The sequence below is a fragment of the Paenibacillus algicola genome, from assembly GCF_005577435.1.
Taxonomy (GTDB): Bacteria; Bacillota; Bacilli; order Paenibacillales; family Paenibacillaceae; genus Paenibacillus_AQ; species Paenibacillus_AQ algicola.
The window spans coordinates 4,048,921-4,073,588 of sequence record NZ_CP040396.1; the positions used below are offsets into that span (position 1 = coordinate 4,048,921).

Annotated in this window: 18 protein-coding genes; 2 read left to right on the forward strand and 16 right to left on the reverse strand. The window is 55.0% G+C overall.

The window, feature by feature from the left end; translation table 11 throughout:
• From E6C60_RS18945 to E6C60_RS18965, 6 genes are all read right to left on the reverse strand, one after another.
• The gene (locus E6C60_RS18945; protein WP_138227227.1) at nucleotides 1–750 is read right to left on the reverse strand and encodes a prepilin peptidase; all 750 of its coding nucleotides are present in this window, start codon (nucleotides 748–750) and stop codon (nucleotides 1–3) included.
• 1,178 nt (nucleotides 751–1,928) lie between these two features.
• Nucleotides 1,929–2,276, reverse strand: coding sequence for a hypothetical protein (locus tag E6C60_RS21210; protein ID WP_217496353.1), 348 nt, complete (start codon nucleotides 2,274–2,276; stop codon nucleotides 1,929–1,931).
• Nucleotides 2,277–2,343: 67 nt separating this feature from the next.
• On the reverse strand, nucleotides 2,344–2,817 hold the full coding sequence (locus E6C60_RS18950) for a type II secretion system protein (protein ID WP_138227228.1): 474 nt from the start codon (nucleotides 2,815–2,817) through the stop codon (nucleotides 2,344–2,346).
• Nucleotides 2,818–3,111: 294 nt separating this feature from the next.
• Nucleotides 3,112–4,317, reverse strand: coding sequence for a type II secretion system F family protein (locus E6C60_RS18955; protein ID WP_138227229.1), 1,206 nt, complete (start codon nucleotides 4,315–4,317; stop codon nucleotides 3,112–3,114).
• Nucleotides 4,317–5,375 (reverse strand): type IV pilus twitching motility protein PilT, encoded by a 1,059-nt coding sequence (locus E6C60_RS18960; protein ID WP_138227230.1) that lies wholly within the window; start codon nucleotides 5,373–5,375, stop codon nucleotides 4,317–4,319. Before E6C60_RS18960 ends, E6C60_RS18955 begins: the two co-directional genes overlap by 1 nt.
• Before the next feature lie 14 nt (nucleotides 5,376–5,389).
• Complete coding sequence (locus tag E6C60_RS18965) at nucleotides 5,390–7,054, reverse strand: GspE/PulE family protein (protein WP_138227231.1); 1,665 nt, start codon at nucleotides 7,052–7,054, stop codon at nucleotides 5,390–5,392.
• A gap of 312 nt (nucleotides 7,055–7,366) precedes the next feature.
• Here E6C60_RS18965 and E6C60_RS18970 point away from each other — a divergent pair, with 312 nt between their 5' ends.
• Entirely contained in the window at nucleotides 7,367–11,842 is a 4,476-nt protein-coding gene (locus E6C60_RS18970) for a collagen-binding domain-containing protein (RefSeq protein ID WP_138227232.1), read from the forward strand.
• Between the two features lie 251 nt (nucleotides 11,843–12,093).
• Here the strand turns inward: E6C60_RS18970 and E6C60_RS18975 are convergent, their stop codons facing one another.
• From E6C60_RS18975 to E6C60_RS18985, 3 genes are read right to left on the reverse strand one after another with little or no spacing between them, the layout of a single operon-like run.
• On the reverse strand, nucleotides 12,094–13,905 hold the full coding sequence (locus tag E6C60_RS18975; RefSeq protein WP_138227233.1) for a hypothetical protein: 1,812 nt from the start codon (nucleotides 13,903–13,905) through the stop codon (nucleotides 12,094–12,096).
• 14 nt (nucleotides 13,906–13,919) lie between these two features.
• The gene (locus E6C60_RS18980; protein WP_138227234.1) at nucleotides 13,920–14,465 is read right to left on the reverse strand and encodes a type II secretion system protein; all 546 of its coding nucleotides are present in this window, start codon (nucleotides 14,463–14,465) and stop codon (nucleotides 13,920–13,922) included.
• Nucleotides 14,449–15,021 carry a type IV pilus modification PilV family protein gene (locus tag E6C60_RS18985; protein ID WP_138227235.1) on the reverse strand — a complete coding sequence of 191 codons (573 nt, stop codon included), beginning with the start codon at nucleotides 15,019–15,021 and terminating at the stop codon, nucleotides 14,449–14,451. Before E6C60_RS18985 ends, E6C60_RS18980 begins: the two co-directional genes overlap by 17 nt.
• A gap of 203 nt (nucleotides 15,022–15,224) precedes the next feature.
• Here E6C60_RS18985 and E6C60_RS18990 point away from each other — a divergent pair, with 203 nt between their 5' ends.
• On the forward strand, nucleotides 15,225–16,007 hold the full coding sequence (locus E6C60_RS18990; RefSeq protein ID WP_138227236.1) for an alpha/beta hydrolase: 783 nt from the start codon (nucleotides 15,225–15,227) through the stop codon (nucleotides 16,005–16,007).
• Nucleotides 16,008–16,129: 122 nt separating this feature from the next.
• On the opposite strand, the gene argH is transcribed toward E6C60_RS18990, so the two are convergent.
• The 7 genes from argH to argC form a co-directional block, all read right to left on the reverse strand.
• Nucleotides 16,130–17,533 (reverse strand): argininosuccinate lyase, encoded by a 1,404-nt coding sequence (gene argH, locus E6C60_RS18995; protein ID WP_138227237.1) that lies wholly within the window; start codon nucleotides 17,531–17,533, stop codon nucleotides 16,130–16,132.
• 153 nt (nucleotides 17,534–17,686) lie between these two features.
• Nucleotides 17,687–18,919, reverse strand: coding sequence for an argininosuccinate synthase (locus tag E6C60_RS19000; protein WP_138227238.1), 1,233 nt, complete (start codon nucleotides 18,917–18,919; stop codon nucleotides 17,687–17,689).
• 78 nt (nucleotides 18,920–18,997) lie between these two features.
• Nucleotides 18,998–19,957 (reverse strand): ornithine carbamoyltransferase, encoded by a 960-nt coding sequence (gene argF, locus E6C60_RS19005; protein ID WP_138227239.1) that lies wholly within the window; start codon nucleotides 19,955–19,957, stop codon nucleotides 18,998–19,000.
• Nucleotides 19,958–20,029: 72 nt separating this feature from the next.
• Complete coding sequence (locus E6C60_RS19010) at nucleotides 20,030–21,256, reverse strand: acetylornithine transaminase (RefSeq protein ID WP_138227240.1); 1,227 nt, start codon at nucleotides 21,254–21,256, stop codon at nucleotides 20,030–20,032.
• A gap of 30 nt (nucleotides 21,257–21,286) precedes the next feature.
• Nucleotides 21,287–22,114: an acetylglutamate kinase gene (gene argB, locus E6C60_RS19015; RefSeq protein WP_138227241.1), complete on the reverse strand. Its 828-nt coding sequence runs from the start codon at nucleotides 22,112–22,114 to the stop codon at nucleotides 21,287–21,289.
• A 62-nt stretch (nucleotides 22,115–22,176) separates the two neighbouring features.
• Nucleotides 22,177–23,403, reverse strand: a complete 1,227-nt coding sequence (gene argJ / locus E6C60_RS19020; protein ID WP_138227242.1) for a bifunctional glutamate N-acetyltransferase/amino-acid acetyltransferase ArgJ — start codon at nucleotides 23,401–23,403, stop codon at nucleotides 22,177–22,179.
• Between the two features lie 15 nt (nucleotides 23,404–23,418).
• On the reverse strand, nucleotides 23,419–24,471 hold the full coding sequence (gene argC / locus E6C60_RS19025) for an N-acetyl-gamma-glutamyl-phosphate reductase (RefSeq protein ID WP_138227243.1): 1,053 nt from the start codon (nucleotides 24,469–24,471) through the stop codon (nucleotides 23,419–23,421).
• Nucleotides 24,472–24,668: the final 197 nt, after the last annotated feature.

Consider the following 24,668-nt stretch of genomic DNA (forward strand, 5'->3'; position numbering starts at 1 on the left):
CTAACCGATGAGCGAGAGATACCCGCTAATGATCTGTGAGCCGTAGCCCCATGTCAGCAGTGTTCCTGCTGCAAGACAAGGTGCGAAGGGGATGGGCTGCCTGCGCCCGATGCTGCCGGCCAGCCGCAATCCACCTCCGATGAGCGTCCCCAGCAGGCATGCTGCCAAAAAAGCCAATATCACACCGGGAAATCCGATCACTCCGCCAAACAATGCGAACAGCTTGGCATCGCCCATCCCCATGCCGCCCAGCAGTACCAGCACCAGAAGAATACCGCCGCCGGCCACCACCCCCAGAACGTGGCTCCACCATGGCTGATCCGTTACGCTGAAGGTCATCGCCGCGAGCAGCGGCAGGAATGCTAATAGCACCTTGTTCGGTACCAGCATGCTGTGCAAATCCGAGATCGTCACGATAACCGCAAGGCTTGCCAGCAGCAGTCCCAGCATCCCTTCACCACTTAAGCCAAACCGCAGGTATGTCCACACAAACAACAGTCCTGTCGCGGCTTCTCCCAACGGGTATAGCCAGGATACCGGTACTCCGCAGTGTCGGCAGCGCCCTTTGGCCAGCAGCCAGCTGAACACGGGAATCAGGTCCCGTGTACGCAGCCTTGTTCCGCAGCTCCCGCACCGCGAAGGGGGATGAATGACAGATTGCCCGGCAGGAACCCGCAGGGCAACGACATTGTAGAACGAACCCAGGGCCAGGCCCAGCAGGAACAGGTATGTAATGATCAGGGTGGGCATGGGTTGGGATGCTCCTTGGTTTGGTATGGTGTGGGCGGTTGCTTTGGTTTTGGCGCTGGTGATATTGGCGCTGTTGTTAAGGCGCTGGTGGCCTGCGGCGCAGGGTTGCTTGGCGCTGAGGGCCTTCGGCCGCTGGTGGCCACGCTTCGTGTGCCGATGGCCTTTGGCCGCTGGTGGCCGCTTCGTGTGCGGATCGCCTCCGGCCGCTGGTGGCCGCTTCGTGTGCGGATCGCTCTTCCGACCGCTGTTATCTTTGGATTTCCTGATAGAACTTGTAGATGGTGAAATCCAAAGATAAAGGCGGACACTTCGTTTCTCCAGTGCGATTCCGCCCCCTCCGCTGGGTATGCCCAGCAAGCCGCCCACCCCATTAGGTTGGGGGTGGGGGTAGGGCCGCCTTCGCTTGGATTAGCTTCGGCAGACAGGGACAAGTCAAGCATCTAGCTAGACACCGTGACTTTGATGCTTGAGGTAGCAGGCTTGTATCTGCCTTTACTTCATCTATCTACCTCTGACGGAATATTTCTGACGGTCCACCTCTGACGGACTTTACCTGCGTTTACTTAGTTTACTTAGTTTACTTAGTTTACTTGGTCTTACTTACTTATCTTACTTATCTTACTTATGCTTACTATTACTTCATATAGATACCACTGCTTGATCTGCATATATCTACTCATTGCTGCCTGATCTGTGTGGATACTTTTACTTACTTTACTTACTCTGTATACTTCCACTCTGCGTACTTCTATTTACTCTGTATACTTCTACTTACTCTATATAATTCTACTTTCTTGTGCTTACTTCTACTTACCTTTGCTTACTTATACTAACTTCCGCTTGCCTCTGCTTACTTTTGCTTACTTCTGCCTACATTATCGGACTCTGACTACTTCTAACGGTTGCTAAAGTGCCTAATTGTGCCGAATGACAGGTAAGATAATTCTAACGGTTGTGACAACACTTATATTGTAAATTAGCGCCGATTATTGCCGAAATGTCTCAAATAACTCTTGTGGCAACCGTTAGAATAGATGCCAGCTAAATATGAAAGGTTTAGCGCTAGTGGCAACCGTTAGCACGCAAGCGGCGGCTGATCAGTACTGAGGATCTGCGCATTGGCAATCTGACATGCACATGTGTGCTCAGGGCATGCTATGCAAACTTACGCTAGAGTGCTAGTCGTTGATGATTGCTGTCGCTGGAGCCTGCGGCGCTGGTGATTGCCTGGCGCCGATGGTCTTTGGCCGTTGGTGGCCGCTTCGTCTGCCGATGGCCTTCGGCCACTGGTGACCGCTTCGTGTGCGGATCGCTCTTCCGGCCCCTGGTGGCCCCACTTCGTGTGCCGATGGCCTCCGGCGCTGGTGACCGCTTCGTGTGCGGATCGCTCTTCCGACCGCTGTTATCTTTGGATTTCCTGATAGAACTTGTAGATGGTGAAATCCAAAGATAAAGGCGGACACTTCGTTTCTCCAGTGCGATTCCGCCCCCTCCGCTGGGTGTGCCCAGCAAGCCGCCCACCCCATTAGGTCGGGGGTGGGGGTAGGGCCGCCTTCGCTTAGATTAGCTTCGTCGGACTTGGTTGCTGAATCTTTAATTTGATGGAGTAGCTGGTGCTGTAGTTGTAGTATCTACTTGAAGCACTTCATTGGCAGTATATTCTCCATCATCGCTTCCTTGTGGTGCAGGAGTAATGGAGACACTTTGAAGTTGTCCATCAGCATCAAATGTAACGGTTGCATCAGTGATAGGCTTTTTAGTGCTTGGAAGAGCAATAGTATCTTCAATATAATTACTAGTTGTCAGATCAGATAGAGACACTGTTGTTGTGTTTGCGAAATCCCCCGCCTTCTCACCAATCACATACAACCGTGCTGCGTCATACAGCTGGCGCGCGGTGGCTACGTCGGAGTCTTCCTTGGAGTTGTCGATAATGTTGCCGATGAGCGGAATAGCGATAACGGCGATGATGCCCAGGATGACGATAACGGCGAGGAGCTCGATCAGGGTGAAGCCTTTTTCGCCTTGCAGGCGAGCTTGTCTTGCTTTGAGTGCTTTGGTTAACATGTTACATTCCTCCTAAGAATGGTTCGTTTTATATCATGAAAATTAATCTGATATACGTGGTTAGTGAAACGCTAGTGAACGAAAACAAGGGTAACGCTGGAATCCGTGTTGTGCTCTAATGCTTCACACGGGCACAAGGCCGAGCAGGCAGATCTAGCATAGATAGATGCGCACTGCTGTGTACAAGATGATTTACATGTGAGTCTAGTAGCTGCATCTCATAAGAACTCAACACAGCCCGCCTTCACAACCGCTTACCGGTTACACAGCTTCAGAGTAGCCACACCTGTTTCGCTACAAATTACCGTACATGCTGAACATCGGGAGCATGATGGCTGCTACGATGAGGCCGACGATCCCGGCCAGAAAAGCGATGAGCAGCGGCTCCAGCAGGGATTTCAGGCGGTCGACGGTGTTCTCGACGTCCATTTCGTAGAAATCGGCGATTTTGGAGAGCATCTGGTCGAGGGCTCCGGTTTCTTCGCCGATCGCGATCATTTGGGTGACGAGCGGCGGGAATACCCAGGCCTTTTTGAGCGGCTCGGAGAGCGGCTTGCCCTGGCGCAGGGAGTCTCCCGCGCTGCGGATCGCTGCGCCGATGACGCGGTTTCCGGCAACCTCCTCAACGATGGAGAGAGACTGCAGAACCGGCACTGAGCTGGCATAAAGCGACGCAAAGGTCCGGGTAAACTGCGCGATGGAGCCTTTTTGGTTCAGCTTGCCGAAGATCGGCATTTTGAGCTTGGCGTAATCAAGCAGGTACGCCCCGCGCTCAGTCCGCTTAAACACCTGGTACAACACAATGAGCAGCAATAGTCCCAGCATCCAGTAATACCAGCGGTTCTGAATGCTTTCACTCAGCGCCAGCACGACCTTGGTTACGGCCGGCAGCTCCGCATTCATCGACTCGAACATGGTCACAAACTGCGGCACGATGGCCCACAGGAGATACACCACGGCGGCAATTGCCATGAGACCTACCGTAATGGGATACGTCAGCGCCGACTTGATCTTCTCTGTAGTGGCATGCTGCTTCTCGTAATACAGTGCCAGCCGGTCCAGCGTTCCCTCCAGATCACCGGATTCCTCTCCCGCCCGGATCATGCTGATAAACAGCCCCGGAAATACCTTCCGGTGCTCCTGCACCGCCTGGGAGAAGGCCACGCCGCGAAGCAGGCTGGTGCCGACATCCATCAGCGCTTTTCGCAGCGGCTTGCTGTCCGTCTGCTCCGCCAGAATCCGGGTAGCATCCACGATGGATACACCGGCCCGGATCAGGGTAGCAAACTGACGGCAATAAATAATAAAATGAACGGTTTTGACGGGGTTGCCGATGTAAATCTCCATGGAGAGAATGCTTTGCCGGGTCTCCACCAGGGAAAACACCGTCAGCCCCCGTCTTCTCAGCTCCTCCATGGCAGACGGCTTGTCCGCTGCGCTCAGCTTGCCCTTCAGCATCCGTCCGTTACCTGTCTTGACCTGATACTCAAATTGCTGCATCAGCTGGTCACCTCCGTGAGATAAGCTTTTGCAGCGGCAGGATGAATCTGCCCGCTTCTTAAGTAATCTTGAATCGACATGTCCAGGGTGTGCATGCCCAGTGCCCTTCCGGTCTGCATCGTGTTCCGAATCTGGTGGCATTTATCACTGCGAATCAGGTTGGCCACCGCCGGCGTATTGATCAGAATCTCTGTTGCACACACTCTTCCCCGGCCCTCGGCTTTCGGAAACAGCCGCTGACTGATGACTCCCGCCAGCACCGAGGCCAGCTGGGAGCGAATCTGGTTCTGCTGCTCCGCCGGAAACACATCAATAATCCGCTCGATCGTACCCGGCGCGTCGCTCGTATGCAGCGTTGACAGCACAAGATGTCCGGTTTCAGCCGCCGTGACGGCCGCGGCAATGGTTTCGGGATCGCGCATTTCACCGACCAGAATCACATCGGGGTCCTGCCGCAGCGCGGCCCTAAGACCTGTCGCGAAGCTGCGCGTGTCACTTCCGATCTCCCGCTGATCAATCAGGCAGCTGCCATGTCCGTGAAGATATTCAATGGGATCCTCCAGCGTAACGATATGCTTGCGCTCACTCTGGTTCAGCTGCTGGATCATCGCTGCCAGGGTGGACGACTTCCCGCTCCCCGTTGGACCCGTTACCAGGACCAGACCCTGCGGGCGGCTGGCGAGCGTAGACAGCAAGGACGGCAAGCCCAGCTGTCCGAGCGTCGGAACCTCTACCGGAATTGCGCGGGCAGCAATGCTGACCCTTCCCCGCTGGCGGTAAATATTGACCCGGAAGCGAACCTCTGGATTCAGCGCATACGCGAAATCATAATCGCCTCTGTCATCAAACTCGGCATAGTGGCCGCTTCCTAACAGCTCCTGCGCCATATCCTCGGCTTCCTGAATGCCGACCGGCGGTCCGCCAATCGGCCGCAGCGCGCCGTCCACTCTCAGCATGGGCGGAGACTGCACAGACACATGAAGGTCCGAGGCTCCCGCCTGGAACGTATGCTCCAGCAGCAGGCGTATGTGCCGGAATGTGGATGTTATTTCTTCCATAAGCGCCTCCCCAGCTAGTGTGAAACGGATTCCCGCATGACCTCCTGCATCGTGGTGATTCCATCCGCCACCTTCATGATGCCATCCTTCATTAAGTGAATCAGTCCGTTGGCGCGGGCCGCCTGACGCATCTCCTCAATCGTCGCGGAGCTGGCGATCAGCTCGGCAAGCCGGTCATCGACAGACATAATCTCATGAATCGCAATCCGGCCCCGGTAGCCGGTATTGTTGCAATAGCCGCAGCCGTTTCCTCTATATAATGTATCGACATGAACACCATATCGTTTTAAAAGGATCAGCTCCTGCTCCGGCGGGGAGTAGCTGGTCTTGCACTCGGTACAAATTTTGCGGACGAGACGCTGGGCCACAACTCCTAGCAGGGAGGAAGCGATCAGAAAAGGCTCAATTCCCATATCTCGCAGCCGCACAACGGTGCTGATCGCATCATTCGTATGTAGTGTCGATAGCACAAGGTGGCCAGTCAATGAAGCACGTACGGCCATTTCCGCGGTTTCGCTGTCCCGAATCTCCCCTACCATGACAATATTGGGATCCTGCCGGAGAATCGAGCGCAGGCCGGCCGCAAAGGTCAGCCCGATGCCAGGACTCACATGGACCTGATTGATGCCTTCCAGCTGATATTCCACCGGATCCTCTACCGTAATAATATTCACATCTTCGTCATTCAGATGGTGCAAGGCTGAATACAGCGTTGTCGTCTTGCCGCTTCCCGTCGGTCCTGTAATGAGCAAAATACCATATGGCCGCTCGATCATGCTGCGGAACGCCTTCAGATTGTGCTCACTAAAGCCCAGACGCTCCAGCGGCTGTACGCCGGTCGTCAGATCCAGCAGCCGGAGTACGATTTTCTCCCCGTGCATGGTCGGCAGGGTGGACACGCGGATATCAATCATGCGGTAATCGAACTGCATTTTGATCCGTCCATCCTGCGGAAGCCGCCGCTCGGCAATGTTCAGTCGCGCCATAATCTTCAGTCTGGCTGTGATAAAGCCCTGCATCTGCTTCGGAATCATCCGCTCCGTCTTCAGCGTGCCGTCAATACGATAGCGGATGGAAAGATTGTTCTCGCCGGGATCAACATGAATATCGGAAGCGCGAAGCTGCACAGCCTGCTGAATCATCTGATTGACCAGCCGGACGATCGGGGAGGTCTCATCCGTAATCTCGGTCTCCTCGAACTCATCCTCACTTGGCATCTCAACCATCATCTGGCTCATGGAATCTCTCAGGCCGTAATGCCTTGCAATCGCGCGCTGCAGCTCATCCCGGGAAGAAATTGCAGGCTCGATCCGGAAGCCGGTCGTCATCCGCAAATCCTCAATGGCAAAGTAATCAAGCGGGTCTGCCATCGCCACCATTAGCTTGCCGCCTTCTTTTGCAAAAGGAAGCACCTGATGGCGCTTGGCCAGACTCTCGGGAATAATTTGCGTAATATGCGAGTCAATATTGAATTTAAAAAGGTTCACGTGGGGAATGCCCAGCTGGAATTCCAGCACCTCAATCAGCTGCTGCTCTGTGATGTATCCTTGAGTGATCAGCAGGTCACCGAGCCGCTTCTTGCTCTGGCGTTGCTCCAGAAGCGCTTCCTGCAGCTGTTCCTCGGAAATGACGCCGTTCTCCACCAGCAGGTCACCGAGCCGTTTTTTTACAATGGCCATCTTATCACTCCATCCCAGGTTTGATCCGGAATTTCTGTCTTTGGAATCTACGTTTGATCGACAAAATGCTCTTGCTTCGCCAGCCCTAAACCAGGTTTCACATTATTTAGAAGATCTAATGAATCTAGTTATTAAGACTGGCAAATATTTCACGTTTTCGTATTGAATACATATGTGTTTTGACCTAGAATGATATATATCACACCTTGGTATATTTTACAATGATATGTTAGTGCATCCATGTAAGATTTTTCATATTTTCATAGTCTGACATACCTATTTATTTTATTTATTTAAGGGGCGATCCAGAGCATGAGACTCACCGTCAAACAAGGATTTTACGCAGCCGGTCTGTTCATTCTCGCATTGCTGGTCATGGTGCTGATTCGGGACTTTACCAGCAAAGCCAATGCCAACAGTGACGGCTACACGATTTCTCTGCTGGAAATCACAGATACTGGGACCTCAGACCTAAAACTGAACAAGAACGGAAGTATCCAGGTCGATACAATGAGCATGAAGCGATTCGTGTCTCTCCGTGAGGATCTCGATGGCAAGTACGATGCTATTTACATCGGTAAAGGCCTCTACAGCACCCTCCCGGTCAACGGTAGGAACCACAACACGACGACGGTGATGAATGACATCACGCCACTGAAGGCGCAGCAGATCGTAGACTTGTACATCCAGAAGGGACTGTATGTCTTCTTCTCTACCGATCCGTTCGACAGACAAAAGGTGAATGAGCGCGGAAACCTGTATCAGTATTTCAATACTTACCGCAGCGAGAGCCCGAAGCCGAATGTCGTGTTTCTGAACAGCACGCAGCTCACCGACTTTGCTGCCGGACTGCAGACCGGCAACTCCCCATATATTGCGGGGATGAAGCAGCGCCCACAGCTGGCATTAGCCAACAAGGGCAGTCTGATCGATTACGAAGTCAATCCAGCCCATGTGTACAACACCGGCGATGAGCTGGTATTTCAGATCCAGACCCCGAACATCAGCGATTTCAAAACCAGACCGGTTACGGCCAATCTCTACATGACGGTGGATAAATCGACCAAGATGGACAAGGAGCAGATTGTCGCTACCACGAGCCTGACCCAGGGCACGGGAGGCGAAATCCGGTACAAGCTGCCGAAGACCTACTCCGGACTGCTGTATTGGAAGCTGGAAATCGTCGATCGGCTCAATCCGAATCAGCTGAAGGATTATGAGACCGGCACGATCCGGTATCGCGGCAAAAAGACGGTCGTTAGCATTTTGCAGGTCATGCCGAATACCGACAAGAGCAGCCTCAAGAAATCAGCCGTGATGAAGCAAAGCTACCTGTCCGGCACAGACTATGAGCTGAACGTTGAGGTTAAGAGTATCAACCAGTTCAACGATTATGTGAAGAACAAGCGCAAGGAGAACGGCAGCTATGGCCTGAACGGAACGTATGACATGCTGATCTTCGGCTTTGCCGATGTGTATAACACGGTCGCCCCGATCAGCGCGGAAGCGGCTCAGGGCGTTGAGGAGTTTATTACGAAGACGAAGCAGAGTGCGATGTTTACGCATGATACGATCTACCGCAGCAAGACGCAAAGTGAGTGGACGAACCGTTTTCAAGCGATCACCGGACAGATCGAGCCCGAAACGAATCTCGGTCTTAGCGCACCCAACACGTCCAAAGTCGTTGTGCCGGTCAACGAAGGACTGCTGACGCAGTATCCTTTTGACCTGAGTGATTCCTCCGGCGGCAAAAAGGTGCTGGAAATTGCTACGACGCACAACCAGTACTTCACTTTGGACCTGAATGATGAGAGCGTCATTCCGTGGTATAACATTTCAGGAAGCCAGCGGGACGTGAACGACAGCTGGAACCATTACTACACCTATTCCAAGGGCAATGTCACTTACTCCGGTACCGGTCACGTGCAGACCTTCCCGGACTGGGAGCAGCGGCTGTTCGTCAATACGATGTACCGGGCCTTTACCGGTTCCAACCATGCCCCTGAGATTACAGTACTGACGCCGGAGCACCAGAGCACCAAGCCGTCATACTTGCAGGATCTTGTCATTAGCTACACCGTGGATGACTGGGACTGGAAGGACAAGGACCTGACTACAGCCATTACTTTTAAAGGCAATGGCCAGCCGCTGGACTCGCTGAAGGTAGATAATCAGCAAATTCAGTCAGGCAAGACCTTCACTCACAGCATCAAGAATCCACTGCCAGAGGGCGGCAAGCTGGAGATTGAAATCTCCGCATGGGACAAGCAGGGCGCCATGACGACCAAGACCATTGAGGTGCAGATCGAGAAGGTCAGCATCAATCTGGAAACGTCACGCACCCTCTCCTCCAATGTGATCAACAATGAGGTCCGCCGGGGTGAAGAAGTCGGCATCACATATACCATTACGCCTAAGCCGATTCCTTACATGGACATTGAGCTTAACGAGCAGGGCAAGCAGCAGCTCATCATCTCTGACATCCGATACGAAGAGCAGTTCCCGCCGGGTCTGGACATCATTCAGCTTCCGGCAGGTGCAGAGTCCAGCGGAAGCCTGTCTGCCGGATACACGGTGAAGTATGCGCTCGGTGACATTGTATATGAGCTGAAGGAAAGCAATGGAGTGAAATCGTATGAGCCTCTGGAACGGCAGCAGATTGTGTTTGACCTGAGCATGCGCCCGACCGTCAAAGGCATTTATCTGCTCAACAATTCGCGGATTGATTACGAGGACATTCATCTTCCGGATTCTCTGAAGGAGCAGCCGGAAGAGGCTCCTCAGCCCTTTGAGGAGGACCCCGCTCCGCGATCAGCGCTAGGCATTGGTAAGGATTATACCGTGTTCGCGCTGGAGAATGTATGGATTACAAGCTCCGGATTTTCGAATGACGGCCGGATTGCCGCTGGCGGCGATATGAACCTGAACAATTTCTCCGTAGGGGATCAGCTGGGCAATAATTCTGCCAATCGTTATACCCTCATTGCCGGCGGGAATATGACGCTGAACGGGGGCACGATTCATAATGGTAAAGGAGCTTATGGCGGTACCGCCACGGTTCCGGAGTATTTAAAGCCGAAGCTGGTTCAGGACCAGCCTGTGGATTTTGAAGCAGCTACACAAGCTGTACAGAGTATATCGCAAGCAGCAGCGGCTCTAACACCCACGGCAGCGCCGGTCATTCAATGCTGGAACAACCCGACCTGTAGTATCAACCTTACAGGAACCCGGAGTGATTTGAATGTTTTCACCCTGACGGCACAGGAGCTGGAGCGCTCCCATAACCTGGTGATCGACGCGCCTGCCGGCTCTACGGTCTTAATCAATGTCACGGGCACCTCCGCGAAGATGAGCGGGGGCCTGGAGCTTAAAGGCGTGGGCGAAGGACATGTTCTGTTCCATTTCCCGGACGCCGTATCGCTGAATACTTCTTCAATCAGTGTCAAAGGCTCGATTCTGGCTCCGCTTGCAGATTACAAGCTGCATGGGAATGTATTTGGCACAGTCGTTGTCCGGTCTATGACCGACGGAAGCGGACACCATATTCATCTTCGGCCGTTTGAAGGCGTACTGTCCGACCCTGGCGCCAGCCCGTCGAATCCTCCGAAGGAGGACCCGGCTGCTCCGCGGCCAAGAGTATCCACGGTGTTCCCGGAGCTGATCTTCCGGGCTGTCGTGAAGGTGACCGCGATTCAGATGGAGGGTACAACCATCCTGAGCGGTACAGAGCATAAGCTGACGCCGGTAGTACTGCCGGAGGATGCCGACCAGAAGCAGCTGACCTGGTCCTCCAGCCGCACGGACATTGTTACTGTGAACAGCGAGGGTCTGGTGACCGGCCTGAAGGCAGGCACCGCAAGAGTTACAGCGGCAGCCACTGACGGAAGCGGCATCCGGAAGGCGGTAGAGATTCGCGTAATTAACCGCGATCTCAGCATTTCCGGCCCAGACACGGCATTTACCCGGGAGACCTTCCCGCTGGAAGCAACCTATGTTACCGCCAATGAGACGGTAACCGGCTATGTCTGGAGTGTAAAGCCGGTGAACGGGCAGAACCTGTCTGATATGGTCCGGCTGGTCACGAACCCGCAGGATCCAAGCCTGGTTGAGGTAGTCCCTCTCCGAAAGGGCGAGGTCACGATCATGGTTACAGTGCTGACGAACCGGTTCCCGCAGGGAGCGGCGACGGCCGAGCATACGGTTACCATTCAACAGCGCCTGGATGCCATTTATATTAACGGTCCAGCCAGTATTCCGGTAGGTGCTGAGGCTACCCTCGTCCTGCTGACAGAGCCATATGACGCCGATGAGACCGGCTTCCAGTGGACATTGGAAGGCGACGGCGGCAGCTACGCCAGACTGACGCCTTCCGCAGATGGCTCAACAGTCACCGTCACAGGCCTGAGACCGAATGAAGCCATTACCATTCGGGCTTCCACCGGCTGGGATCAGGATAATCTGACCGCACTTCATCAGCTGAAGATCGTGCCGGTGCTGGAAGGTCTGTATTTGACGGATGCTGTCCTGAATCAAGGCGGGACGCTAAATATGTATGACAGCAACCTACTTACTCGTCCGGCTGACTTCCCGAGAACGCTCCTGCAGGGCTATCTACGCTGGGAAAGTGACAATCCGGATGTGGCCACCGTTAATGCTTCTAACGGTATGGTCTCCGGCAAGAAGAAGGGCGTCGCCAAAATTACAGTAACCTACTCTTTTGAAGGCAGAACGCTCACCGCAACGGGAACCGTAAAGGTTAACGGAACCGTCAGCGGCGATCGTTACTAGGCAGTAACTAGCGCTGATCGCAGCGTGTCATACTGCATAAGCCAAAGGGCCTTGCCCAGGATTCTTAATGAACCCTGGGCAAGGCCCTTTTCATGCTTGGGACAGGCTCCAAGCATTACGCTGCGAACCCATGAGCTTGTGATGACCATGAGAAGCTGCCGGGAACCTGACAGAAAAAAAAGCGATGCCCCAGCATCCCGGGGCATCGCTTCCTGTTATCTCATTCCTGATTGCATAGCTGGACCTATTCTTTACTTCAGTCTCAAGTTACCTGCCTTTACGCTAATCTGGTTGACTCGCGGCAGTCCATCGGCTTGCTTCAGATAAACCTCACTGTCATACTCGGCCTGGAAGCGGATCAGTTCGCTGGATGGATCCACGTCAATATCTCCGCTGCCCGCCGTAGCACGTCCCCGGATCGCGTTTACCGTGAGGTCGCCCTTCGCGAAAAACCCGCCCTTGAGCGAAAAGATCGAGCCCACTCCGTAAAGCTCCGCCGAAGCATCTGTATAGAAGAACGCGTTCAACGGACGAACTGTATCCTGAAACGCGTCATGACGGTTCACAAGGATCGGTCCCTCGGACATAATCACACCCAGCCCGCTGATGGACGCGTCTTCCACCAAGGTGGATGTCTCGTTCTGCGCCGCTCCCAGTACAAAAATGGTAGAATCCAGCTCCACATTGCCGCGTATTTCTAACCTGCCTGTAATGAGCATGTTGGCAGCAATCCGCAGCGGCTGATCGCTGAAGTTATCGATCTTAACATTGCCGTCCACGACATACCAGGCATTTGCACCTCCGGCTTCAATGCCCGTGAGCTCGACACCGTCGAAGACCACATCGCCCTCATACACCAGTGAACGCGCTGGTCGGGTAAAGCGCTGGATGCCCTCCCGGTACGTACTCCATTGCTCTATACTCTCTCTCATACGCTGAGCCTCTTCCTCACTCAGTCCTTCGGCGTCCGGGTCTGACCCTTCCGGATACTCCGGCACTTCCGGCTTAAGCGGAAGCTGCTCCGGGGCATCATAAAATGCCGGATGCTGCTTAAGCAGCTCTGTCAGACCGCCATTCAGGCGACCACGGACATTTTGCCGGAGAATGTCGCCGCCGGCTGGAGCCCCGATCGACTCCACCACTTTATCAATAAAGGATTCCCGAACATTGATTTGTACGAACTTCCGCTGATTCTTGATCAGGATCTGATCCAGAGGAATGACACCAGTCCAGGTAACCCCTTCCCGGTCCAGCTCCGCCGCTGTCCATGTCCGGCCGTTGCGGGTATATTCCATCCCATCCAGAGATTGAACATGGGCCTCACCCTGCAGCTCAAAGGGAGAAGACGCCATTCTCTTTAACTGCGACGACTGATACAAATACTCTGCCTGATCATTAATGTACAGGCCTTTACCTGCATAAATATTGCCCCGGATCTGCGGTGAGCCATTCAGAATAACATTGCCTTCCGAGCCCAGCGTATATTTCAGGAAATCCGGATAAGTATCGAACGTGATCTCCTGCACCAGCTCCCGCTTGACGCCGTTCACCATCGCCTCTGCCGTCAGATTTACGATATAGCTGGACGGCTGACCTGCCGCAGAGACCCGTTCATAGGAAATATCCAGAATCCGCCCGTCGGCACGAGTGAGCTCCGTGCTGGCCGGAAGCTGCTCTGTGCCCTGCCGCAGGGTTTGGAGATAGGTATCAATATCCTGCTCCAGATCTCCCTGAGCTTCGTTAATGCTATCCTTGACGATGCCCTCCAGCTCTGCCGTCATGTAAGCAATCGTTTCCTCTAAGGTTTTCTCTGCCAGATGGAGGCTCTGAACCTCATTCTTGCGCGTCTCGGTCCGCTGGGCACCCCCAACGGTCGCACTGAGCACCGTGACGCCCAGAAGCGTGAACAGCAGTGCAATGAACATGACCAGCACCAGAGCCGAGCCGCGCTCATCAGCGAGCTTGATCTCCCTGTGTAGGCTGCACAAATCACCCTGCTGCGGTATCTTTGTCCGGCTCATGTCTGCGTTTCGGAGCCGCGGCTTCTTCTTGGGATCCGACATATGTCCAAAGCCTCCTAAAATCCAAATTTACTTTCCAGCTCTAATCCGCCTTCATCACCCTTCACCGTACGGCTCAGATTCAAGCGGATGTTAATCAGCCCGCTGGCACAAGTAGCCTCGGTTCCACAGATCCGCCCGTCAGCAGACGTGGCCTCAATGACCGAGCCGCTTAAGTCCGCCTGGATGTCGTAAGGATTAGCAGCGTCACTTACCGACAGGGGATCAACCTGTCCTATGCTCAAGCTCCCGCCTGCGATCTCAATCCGGCGCTGCTGTAAAGTACTGCCCTCTCCTTTTTGAAGAAGAATACCGCTGCGGTCCTGAATATCTACAATCGTGTCCGGCGCAAAGGTGTACAGCTCCGTCATGACAGCCGACATAATGATGTCGCCTTCTTCGCGCAGCGAGTTCTCAAGGGAGATCCGGTTGTACTGGTTGAAGCCCATGATCGTGACGGTTGAAATGAGCCCCGCTACGAGGGAAAATACAGCAATGGCAGCAATGAGCTCAATGACGGTGAAGCCATGCTGGCGCCGCCACAGGTCAACGAATTTTCTCATCCGATATGTATCCCTCCACAATGGTTTCTACCATACTGCCCTTCGGTCCACCCGGTCCTGTCACCTTCACCTGCAGCGGCAGCAGATACTGAGACATCTGGACCTTCCGTTCCTCTGTACTTTCCTCGGTACCTGGCACCTTGCCCTGCTTCATCTCTTCATGCAGCTCTTCCTGATACATAATTTCCAGCTCATACTGGATATTATTGACGACCGGATTCAGCACCTCTGGCAGCACCTCGGGGTTCAGGAACACACCGGTGTAGGCGCATTGCTGCGTACTGCTGCAGCGGCTTCCCTGGATGGAAGGCGCCAAGCCGCTCTGCTGCTCCTGCAGGAGCAAGTCCTTAATACTTGCAAAATTCTGCTTCTCCATATAAAAAAGCGCGTTCCTCGCCAGATTGACCATCACGGTCCGGTTCTGGTTGGACTTCGAGTAGGATAACGCATTCGTAAAATATGACGTTAGTACCAGAGAGATGATCGACAAGATGACGATCGCAGCCAGTACCTCAAGCAGGCTAAAGCCCTGCTCCTTCTGAAACGCCTTCTTCATCAAGCCTCCGCTCCCTTCACCGCGCTTTCATATTTGCACCGTTCATGATCTATTATTCCTACCTATTATATTCCTTGATTTGGCAGGGGGCAAGAAGAAACCTGTCTGATATCAGGAGGTTTATAGACCAGATGCCTCCTTCGATACGCATATGCTATGATCATAGCAGGATCACTTAACACAGCACATAAAGGAGTGTTTATATGGCACTGATGCAATGTCATTTTTTCTCTGAAACGCTGGGACTAAGCACCTCCATGCATGCCATTATTCCTCAAAATACGACCACCGGACAGATCGGCATGGAGAGCCGGGCTGCTTCCCGGCGCCATCCTGTGCTTTTTCTGCTGCATGGACTATCCGATGACGACTCCATCTGGCTTCGCCGCACCTCCATCGAGCGCTACGCCGCTTCCTTGGGTCTTGCTGTGATCATGCCGCAGGTGCACCGCAGCTTCTATACGGATATGGAGTATGGCGGCAAGTACTGGACGTTTATCAGTGAGGAGCTGCCGGCACTTGCCCGCTCCTTCTTCCCGCTGTCGGAACGCCGCGAGGACACCTTCGTCGCCGGCCTGTCGATGGGCGGCTACGGTGCCTTCAAGCTGGGTCTGCGCAGACCGGATCTGTTCGCGGCCGCCGCCAGCCTCTCCGGCGCGCTCGATATTTCCGGGCACTTTGTGAGTGAGGGCATTGAGGAGGATCGGAGGCTCATCTGGGGTGAGCGCCCCGTAGCCGGCAGTGACGATGATCTGCTGGCGCTGCTTCAATCGTTAGAGTCCACCGAGGGGCCTAAGCCGAAGCTGTATCAATACTGCGGCACCGAGGATTTCCTCTACCAGGATAACCTTACGTTTCTGGCAGCCTGCCGCCAAACCTCACTGGAGCTGACCTATGAGGAAGGGCCCGGCGGACACGATTGGGGGCTCTGGGATCAGTACATCCAGAACGTGCTGAACTGGCTGCCCCTATCTCAGCCAACCTGAGCATGATTTGCGCGCGCGGCGGGGCAGAACAGAACGGTGTCACGACCTTTTGAACCGCCAAAAGGCCGCTTCCCAGGATCACTAGATCCGAAGGAAACGGCCTTTTATCGTTATCCGAACTATCAGGAATGCTGCTCAATCCACTCGGCAGCTTTTGCAAGAGTCGCCTCGGCGCGGCCGATCGCGGCCTCAACCTGTACCGATGCGGTCCCTCCGTACACATTCCGCGCATCCACCACCGTCTCCGGCTGAAGCACCTCGTAAATGCTGTCATCAAACAGCGGCGAGAACTGCTGGAACTCTTCCAGCTTCAGGTCCAGCAGGAACTTGTCGTTCTGAATACAGTACAGCACCGTTTTGCCGATAACCTCATGCGCCTGGCGGAAAGGCAGACCTTTGCCAACCAGGAAGTCAGCAATGTCGGTCGCGTTGGAGAAGTCGGTGTTGACGGCTTCGCGCATGCGGCCCTTGTTCACCTTCATGGTCGCAATCATCGGAGCGAACAGCTGCAGCGCTCCCTCCAGCGTAGCCACGGTATCAAACATGCCTTCCTTGTCCTCCTGCATATCCTTGTTGTACGCAAGAGGCAGGGATTTCAGCACCGTAAGCAGCCCCATCAGGTTGCCGTAAACCCGGCCGGTCTTGCCCCGCACCAATTCAGGCACGTCCGGGTTCTTCTTCTGCGGCATGATGCTGCTGCCGGTACAAAACGCATCATCCAGCTCCACGAAGTTAAACTCCGTGCTGCTCCACAGCACCAGCTCCTCGCTGAGACGGGATAAATGCATCATAATCATGGAGGCGCCGGACAGGAATTCCAGAATGAAATCCCGGTCACTAACGGCATCCAGGCTGTTCTCATACACCCCGTCAAACCCGAGCTGCTCGGCTACAAAGTGGCGGTCAATCGGGAACGTCGTGCCCGCCAGCGCTCCTGCACCCAGTGGAAGAATATTAATCCGCTTGTAGCTGTCGATCAGGCGGTCGATATCACGCTGGAACATGGATACGTAAGCCATCAGATGATGGGCGAACAGGATGGGCTGCGCGCGCTGAAGATGAGTATAGCCTGGAATGATCGTATCGAGATTGCTCTTGGCCTGTCCAATCAGCGCCGTTTGCAGCTCGTACAGCATCCCTGTCAAAGCAACGACCCGGTTGCGCAAGTACAAATGCATGTCGGTCGCCACCTGGTCATTCCGGCTGCGTCCCGTATGCAGCTTCCCGCCGACGGCTCCTACCTCCTGGATCAGGTTCTTCTCAATATTCATGTGAATGTCCTCATCCGACACCGAGAACTCCACTTCACCCTTGCGGATCTTCTCCAGCACCTTGTTCAGGCCTGCCTTAATATTTTCTACATCCTCTTGCGGCACAATCCCGCATCGGCCGAGCATGGTGACATGAGCCAGACTGCCCTGAATGTCCTCCTCCGCCAGCTGCTGATCAAACCCGATGGATGCGGTATACTGCTCCACCAGGGCATTCGTCTGCTTCGTAAAACGGCCTCCCCATAACTTGCTCACACTGCTGCCCCTCTCTCGTTAAGGCAGAGGGCCGTCTCCAGCGCCCGCCTTCTCCTCTCAGGCCAGCCTGAGAAAAGAAGAGGTTCTTGCTTGAAACGGCCTTCGCCTGGTTTTGGTTATATTGCTGCTGCCGGTTACGCCGGATGGCAGGCTTTAGTTGTTCTGGCTAACGCCGGATGCGACCTTCAAGCGCAGTGCGTTCAAGCGGATAAAGCCAGTCGCATCGCCTTGGTCATAGGCCTGTGTCGGATCGGCTTCCATGGTAGCGATATCCGGGTTGTACAGGCTTACCGGGCTCTTGACGCCCGCAGAAATCACATTGCCCTTATACAGCTTCACGCGCACGGTGCCGCTGACGTTCTTCTGACTCTCCGTCACCAGCGCCTGCAGTGCTTCACGCTCCGGTGCGAACCAGAAGCCATTGTACACCAGGGTGCTGTAGCGGGTAATCAGGCTGTCGCGCAGGTTCATGACCTCACGGTCCATCGTGATGGACTCGATCTTGCGGTGAGCCGTGAACAGAATACTGCCGCCCGGAGTCTCGTAGACGCCGCGGCTCTTCATGCCTACAAAGCGGTTCTCTACCATGTCTACGCGGCCAATGCCATGCTTGCCGCCGAGCTCGTTCAGCTTCTCCATCACCTGCAGCGGGTTCATGGATTCTCCGTTGAGCGCTACGCAGTTACCTTGCTCAAACTCCAGCTCCAGATATTCCGCTTGATCCGGCGCATCCTCCGGCGACACGCTGAGCAGGTACATATCCTTGCTCTCGTCCGCGCTGGCGTCGAACCAAGGATCCTCCAGCACGCCACTTTCGTAGCTGATATGCAGCAGATTGCGGTCCATCGAATACGATTTAGCTGCGGATGCCGTTACCGGAATGCCATGCTCCTCCGCATAAGCGATCATCTCGGCGCGGCCCGGGAACTGATTGCGGAACTCCTCCAGACGCCAAGGTGCAATCACCTCGATATCCGGTGCCAGTCCGGCCACACCCAGCTCAAAGCGCACCTGGTCATTGCCTTTGCCGGTAGCGCCATGGGCAATAGCAGTTGCGCCTTCAGCGCGCGCAATATCCACCATCCGCTTCGCGATCAGCGGACGGGCAATGCTTGTGCCCAGCAGGTATTGTCCTTCATAGAGAGCCCCGGACTGAAACATCGGATAGATGAAATCCTGGGCAAATTCCTCGCGCAGATCGTCGATGTACACTTTAGAAGCTCCCGTAGCGAGCGCTTTTTCCTCCAGGCCGTCGAGCTCTTCCTTTTGCCCGATGTCTGCCGTAAAGGCGATAATTTCTGCATCATAGGTTTCTTTCAGCCATTTCAAAATAATGGAGGTATCCAGCCCGCCGGAGTAGGCGAGCACAATTTTAGGTTTTGCCATGTATTTAACGTCCTCTCTTGCCGGGCGCAGATGTTATGCCTGTCATACCCGGATTTCTATAGGTTGGTTTCGCGGGAATCAATCCGCCATCAGCGCGGCCATCAATGCTTTTTGTGCATGCAGACGGTTCTCCGCCTGGTCAAAAATCACCGAGTTGCCGCCGTCAATTACGCCCTCGCTGACCTCTTCGCCGCGGTGCGCCGGCAGGCAGTGCAGGAACAGATAGTCCGGCTTCGCCGCCTTGACCAGCTCCTCATTCACCTGATAGTCGGCAAAAGCTGCCTCACGCTGCTTCTGCTCCTCTTCAAAGCCCATGCTGGCCCAAACATCCGTATAGATGACATCCGCATCCTGCGCCGCTTCCAGGGGATGATGAGTGATCGTAATTTGTCCTCCGGTTTCCTGCGCGATGCTCTTGCTCAGTTCCACAATACGCTCATCCGGCGCATACCCTTCAGGGCTCGCCACAGCGACATGCATGCCCATCTTGGCACCGCCGATCAGCAGCGAGTGGGCCATGTTGTTGCCATCGCCGATATACGTCATTTTGAGACCGGCAAGCTTGCCCTTGTGCTCCAGAATCGTCTGCAGATCTGCCAGCACCTGACAAGGGTGAGCGGCATCGCTCAAGCCGTTGATGACCGGAATGGAGGCGTAGCGCGCCAGATTGACCACATTGTCATGACCGAAGGTCCGGATCATGATGCCGTCCAGATAACGGGACATCACCTGCGCCGTATCACTGATCGGCTCACCGCGTCCCAGCTGGATGTCATTCTTGCTGAGGAACAAGGCGTGTCCGCCCAGCTGGAACATGCCGGCTTCAAACGAAACCCGTGTCCGTGTGGACGATTTCTCAAAAATCAATCCGATCGTCTTTCCCTTCAGCGGCTCAAACACTTCACCGTTCTTCTGCTTGCGCTTCAGCTCGATGGCGAAATCCAGTAAATACTGAATTTCCTCCGGGGTATAGTCGTCGAGCTCGATCATATCGCGCCCTTTTAACGTCATGGGCTGTACCTGTCCGTTCACGCTCATGCAGCTGCCTCCTTCTCTGCTTCCTTTAGCTTTATAGTCTATTGTAACATGACATGCCCCAGGCTGCCCCTGTTACAAGGATTTTACCGCGGTGTGCTCTTGAATCAGCTCTGCTAAGAGGCTGACCGCCTGATCAATCTCTTCCTTGCTTACAAGCAGATTAGGCAGCAGGCGGATCACATTCGGTCCTGCCGTTACGAACAGCAGGCCCCGGCGCTGACCTTCCAGCACAATCTCTCCTACTGCGTCCGCACATTCAATCCCGATCAGCAGCCCCTTGCCGCGAATATCTTTAACAAAAGAGTGTCCGCCCAGCTCCTCATGAAGCCGCGCTACGAGATATTGTCCGCTTTCAGCTGCGCGCTGCGGCACGTTCTCCTCCACCATCGTCTCGAGGGTAGCCTGCACCACCGCCATGGACATCGGCGTTCCGCCGAAGGTTGAGCCGTGGCTGCCGGCAGCAAAAGCTTCACGCAAATATCCTTTGCCCAGCATGGCACCGACCGGGAAGCCCGAGCCCAGGCCCTTGGCCGAGGTAAAAATATCAGGCTGCAGCCCGTAATGCTCATGCGCGAACAGCTTGCCCGTACGCCCCATGCCCGTCTGCACCTCATCGACGATGAGCAGCAGGCCGTGCTTCTGGCAAAGCTCCTGAATGGCTTTAACGAAAGCCGGATCAACCGGATACACGCCGCCCTCCGCCTGAACCATCTCGATCATGATGGCAGCAGTGGAGGAGGTGATGGCGCTCTCGAGCGCTTTTACATCATGCAAAGGAACCGTCTTGAAGCCGGCTGGCAGCGGAAGGAAGCCTTCCTTCACCTTGTCCTGTCCGGTTGCGGTCAGGGTGGCGAGGGTTCTGCCATGGAAGGACTGGGTAAAGGTGATGATCTCGAAACGCCCGTTGCCCAGCACCTTTTGATGATACCGGCGTGCCAGCTTGATGGCCGCTTCGTTCGCCTCGGCTCCGCTATTGCAGAAGAACACCGCGTCTGCACAGGTATGCTGCGTCAGCAGCGCTGCCGCCTTCTCCTGTCCCGGAATGTGGAACAGGTTCGACACATGCCACAGCTCATCGAGCTGAGCCTTCAGCTTCTCCTTCACCTGCTTCGGAGCATGGCCGAGGTTCGTGACCGCCAGACCGCACATAAAGTCGAGATATTTATTCCCTTGATCATCCCACAGCCAGCTTCCTTCACCCTTGACCAGGCTGATCGGGTATCTTGCATACGTCGGAAAAAGAGGGCTTAATCCCGCCGCTCCTTGCTGTGCTGCTTGTGGCTGCTGTTCCTTGGCCATGCTTGTCACGCTCCTTATCCCATCTTGGTTTTATTTAGGCTGAACGATACGCGTACCGATCTCTTCGCCGGACAATACCCGGCTCAAAATTCCCGGCACACTGCCGTCCACAATGACGACCTCTTGAACCTGACCGTGAATGCAGCTGACCGCTGCCTTCACCTTCGGAATCATGCCGCCGTATATTTCGCCAGATGCAATCATCTCATCAATCTCCTGAACCGTAACCGCCGGGAGTACGGCCTTGCCGCTGCCGCTGTCCTTCATGATTCCTGGGACATCCGTCACGACAATCATTCGGGCTGCTCCGAGAAAAGAGGCGACGGCCCCTGCGGCTGTGTCGGCGTTAATGTTATACCGCTGTCCGGACTCATCCACCCCGATCGGGGCAATGACCGGCATATAGCCCAGGTCCAGAATGCCGGAGATGATGTTGGACCGGACCTCGGTAACCTCACCGACAAATCCGACCTCCGCGCTGTTGTCTACCGGCCTTGCCTGAATGAGGCCGCCGTCCGAGCCTGACAGTCCCAGCGCCCTGCCGCCTGCCGCCTGTATGCGCCGCACAATCTGCTTGTTAATGCTGCCGGACAGCACCATTTCAACCACGTCCAGAACGTCCTCCGTCGTTCTGCGCAGTCCGTTGACGAACTCTGTCTCAATGCCGAGCCGCTCCAGGTTCCCCGAGATGGCAGGACCCCCGCCATGCACGATGACCGGCTGGTTTCCCTGCTCCTGCAGCAACCTTAAGTCCTCAAAAAAATTGTCCGGAAGCGCAGCCAGCGTACTGCCGCCGCACTTCATGACAAAGCTTGCCGGCTGGCGCTGCGGGGCCCCGCTTCCTGTAATGCTATCCATGTGCTGTCCTCCCTTGCCTGTGATGCAGGTGAATGGTCATAAATTCTGATGTTTATGGTGGATTAGGTGCGGTAAGCCGCGTTAATTCGTACATAATCATAAGTCAAATCGCAGCCCCAGGCGACGGCTGAGCCACTGCCGGTATGCAGATGGACATCAATGTGAATGGTATCGCCCTGCAAATAAGCAAGGGCGGCCTCTTCGTCAAAAGGAAGCGGCCTGGACTGCTCCAGCACGGCAATCGGGCCGATGGCAATGTCCACCGTCTCCGGATTGACCGGACGTCCGGCCCGGCCGACTGCCGCAATAATGCGTCCCCAGTTGGCATCGGCGCCGAACATGGCGGATTTCACCAGACTGGAGCCGATGATCGTCTTCGCAATGGCCTGGGCGTCGCTGTCGCATTCCGCGCCGGCAACACGCACCTCGATCAGGCGGTTTGCTCCTTCACCGTCGCGGGCGATGGCTTTCGCCAGCACCTGACAGACGTAGCCGAAGCCCGCCGCGAAAGCTTCCCAATCCGGGTGCTCCGGCGTCAACGTGTCGTTGTCCGCAAGGCCGCTCGCCATGGCAACCAGCATGTCGTTCGTGCTTGTATCTCCATCGACGGTAATCATATTAAAGGTCAGATCCGTGGTGCTTCGCAGCAGCTGCTGCAGCGCATCGGGCGAAATTGTGGCATCGGTCGTCATGAAGCCCAGCATGGTGGCCATGTTGGGATGAATCATACCCGATCCCTTCGCGGCACCGGCAATCGTTACGGTCTTTCCGCCGACCTGAACAGCGACGCAGGCTTCTTTTTTGACCAGATCCGTTGTCAGAATCGCCTGGCTGAACGCCTCTGCGCCCTCGGCCGCAGGATGGATCTGTTCCGGCAGGGCTGCGATGCCGCTCTCGACACGATCCATTTTGAGCAGCTCTCCGATGACTCCGGTCGAGGCTACAGCGACATCCTCCTCCGCCAGATCAAACCGGGCTGCCGTCAAAGCGCGCATGCGGTATGCATCCTCTTCCCCCTGCTTGCCTGTGCAGGCGTTGGCATTCCCGCTGTTTACAATTACTGCGCGCAGACTTCCATTCACAAGGCTTTCCCGCGTTACCTTCAGCGGTGCCGCCTGAAAGGCATTCGTCGTATACACTGCCGCCGATACGGCCGGCACGTCGCAGAGCACCAGCCCCAGATCGTTGCGCTCGGTTTTTTTCAATCCGCAATGCAGGCCGCCAGCCCGAAACCCTTGTGGCGTAACTATGCTTCCGTCCTCAACTACCGTGTACAGCTTCTCTCCCATATGCGCGCCTCTGCCTTACGGATACACCGGTGTAAACGCAAGACCGAGGCTTTCCTCCCATCCCATCATCAGATTCAGGTTCTGGATCGCCTGGCCTGCCGCGCCCTTCACCACATTATCAATTACCGATATGACTGTGACTCTTCCGGTTCTTTCATCCACTGCAAAGCCGATATCGCAAAAATTGGAGCCGCTCACTTCCTTCGTCGAAGGCCAAATGCCCTGACTGCGAACACGGACGAACGGGCGGTCCTTGTAGTACTCCCGGTACAGCTGTATAAAATCCTCTTCCGAGTAATGACCCAGCAGCGGTGCGTACATCGTGCTCATGATGCCCCTCGTCATCGGGACCAGATGGGTGGTGAACGTCACCGTTACCTCCTGTCCGGATTCCTGGGAGAGTACCTGCTCGATCTCCGGAATATGCTGATGCTTATTCACCTTATACGCCTTGAAGTTCTCGTTGATTTCCGCATAATGGGTCGTCAGGCTCGTGCCGCGGCCCGCACCCGACACTCCCGACTTGGCATCAATAATGATGCCGGAGTGATCAATCCAGCCTGCCTTCAGCGCCGGGATCAGGCCCAGCAGCGTGGCGGTAGGGTAGCAGCCGGGGTTTGAGATGAAATCCACCTCCCGCACCTGCTCGCCATAAATTTCGCAAAGACCGTAGACCGCTGATGCAAGCACGTCAGCATCGGGAGCGTCATGCTTATACCACTTTTCGTATGCTGCGCCGTCTTTGAGCCGGAAGTCGCCGGACAGGTCGACCACCTTAAGGCCCGCCTCCAGCAGCTGAGGCACCAGCTTTGCGCTGACCCCTGACGGCGTAGCTGTAAACACCAGGTCCGCCCTCTCTGCCATCTCTGCCGGGTCTACACCGTCCAGGTTGCGCTTGATTATATTCGTCAAATGCGGAAAGCCGTCCGAGATCGGCACCCCGGAACTGGACGAGGAGATCACCGAGGTGATCTCCACGTTCGGATGGTGCTGAAGAAGCCGGATCAGCTCCACGCCCCCGTATCCGGTTGAACCGACAATTGCGACTCTGATATGCTGCTCTGCCATCTTGAATTCATCCTCTCCCGTTGACACCTGTATCGTACAGCGGCTTGCTGACACGAAGGTGCCTATACTTTATCCGTCTCATAAATATGTATTATTATACGACTGTATTCATATTAATACAACCGGGAAGTTGCTGGCATGATGCTCCACCTGCGTACATCTCTGCCTCGCATTCGTGAATGAATCCCCCAGCCATT

Coding starts and splice junctions, on each gene's coding strand:
- E6C60_RS18945 (WP_138227227.1), bottom strand. CDS start 750: ATGCCCACCCTGATCATTACATACCTGTTCCTGCTGGGCCTGGCCCTG.
- E6C60_RS21210 (WP_217496353.1), bottom strand. CDS start 2,276: ATGGGGTGGGCGGCTTGCTGGGCACACCCAGCGGAGGGGGCGGAATCG.
- E6C60_RS18950 (WP_138227228.1), bottom strand. CDS start 2,817: ATGTTAACCAAAGCACTCAAAGCAAGACAAGCTCGCCTGCAAGGCGAA.
- E6C60_RS18955 (WP_138227229.1), bottom strand. CDS start 4,317: ATGCAGCAATTTGAGTATCAGGTCAAGACAGGTAACGGACGGATGCTG.
- E6C60_RS18960 (WP_138227230.1), bottom strand. CDS start 5,375: ATGGAAGAAATAACATCCACATTCCGGCACATACGCCTGCTGCTGGAG.
- E6C60_RS18965 (WP_138227231.1), bottom strand. CDS start 7,054: ATGGCCATTGTAAAAAAACGGCTCGGTGACCTGCTGGTGGAGAACGGC.
- E6C60_RS18970 (WP_138227232.1), top strand. CDS start 7,367: ATGAGACTCACCGTCAAACAAGGATTTTACGCAGCCGGTCTGTTCATT.
- E6C60_RS18975 (WP_138227233.1), bottom strand. CDS start 13,905: ATGTCGGATCCCAAGAAGAAGCCGCGGCTCCGAAACGCAGACATGAGC.
- E6C60_RS18980 (WP_138227234.1), bottom strand. CDS start 14,465: ATGAGAAAATTCGTTGACCTGTGGCGGCGCCAGCATGGCTTCACCGTC.
- E6C60_RS18985 (WP_138227235.1), bottom strand. CDS start 15,021: ATGAAGAAGGCGTTTCAGAAGGAGCAGGGCTTTAGCCTGCTTGAGGTA.
- E6C60_RS18990 (WP_138227236.1), top strand. CDS start 15,225: ATGGCACTGATGCAATGTCATTTTTTCTCTGAAACGCTGGGACTAAGC.
- E6C60_RS19000 (WP_138227238.1), bottom strand. CDS start 18,919: ATGGCAAAACCTAAAATTGTGCTCGCCTACTCCGGCGGGCTGGATACC.
- argF (WP_138227239.1), bottom strand. CDS start 19,957: ATGAGCGTGAACGGACAGGTACAGCCCATGACGTTAAAAGGGCGCGAT.
- E6C60_RS19010 (WP_138227240.1), bottom strand. CDS start 21,256: ATGGCCAAGGAACAGCAGCCACAAGCAGCACAGCAAGGAGCGGCGGGA.
- argB (WP_138227241.1), bottom strand. CDS start 22,114: ATGGATAGCATTACAGGAAGCGGGGCCCCGCAGCGCCAGCCGGCAAGC.
- argJ (WP_138227242.1), bottom strand. CDS start 23,403: ATGGGAGAGAAGCTGTACACGGTAGTTGAGGACGGAAGCATAGTTACG.
- argC (WP_138227243.1), bottom strand. CDS start 24,471: ATGGCAGAGCAGCATATCAGAGTCGCAATTGTCGGTTCAACCGGATAC.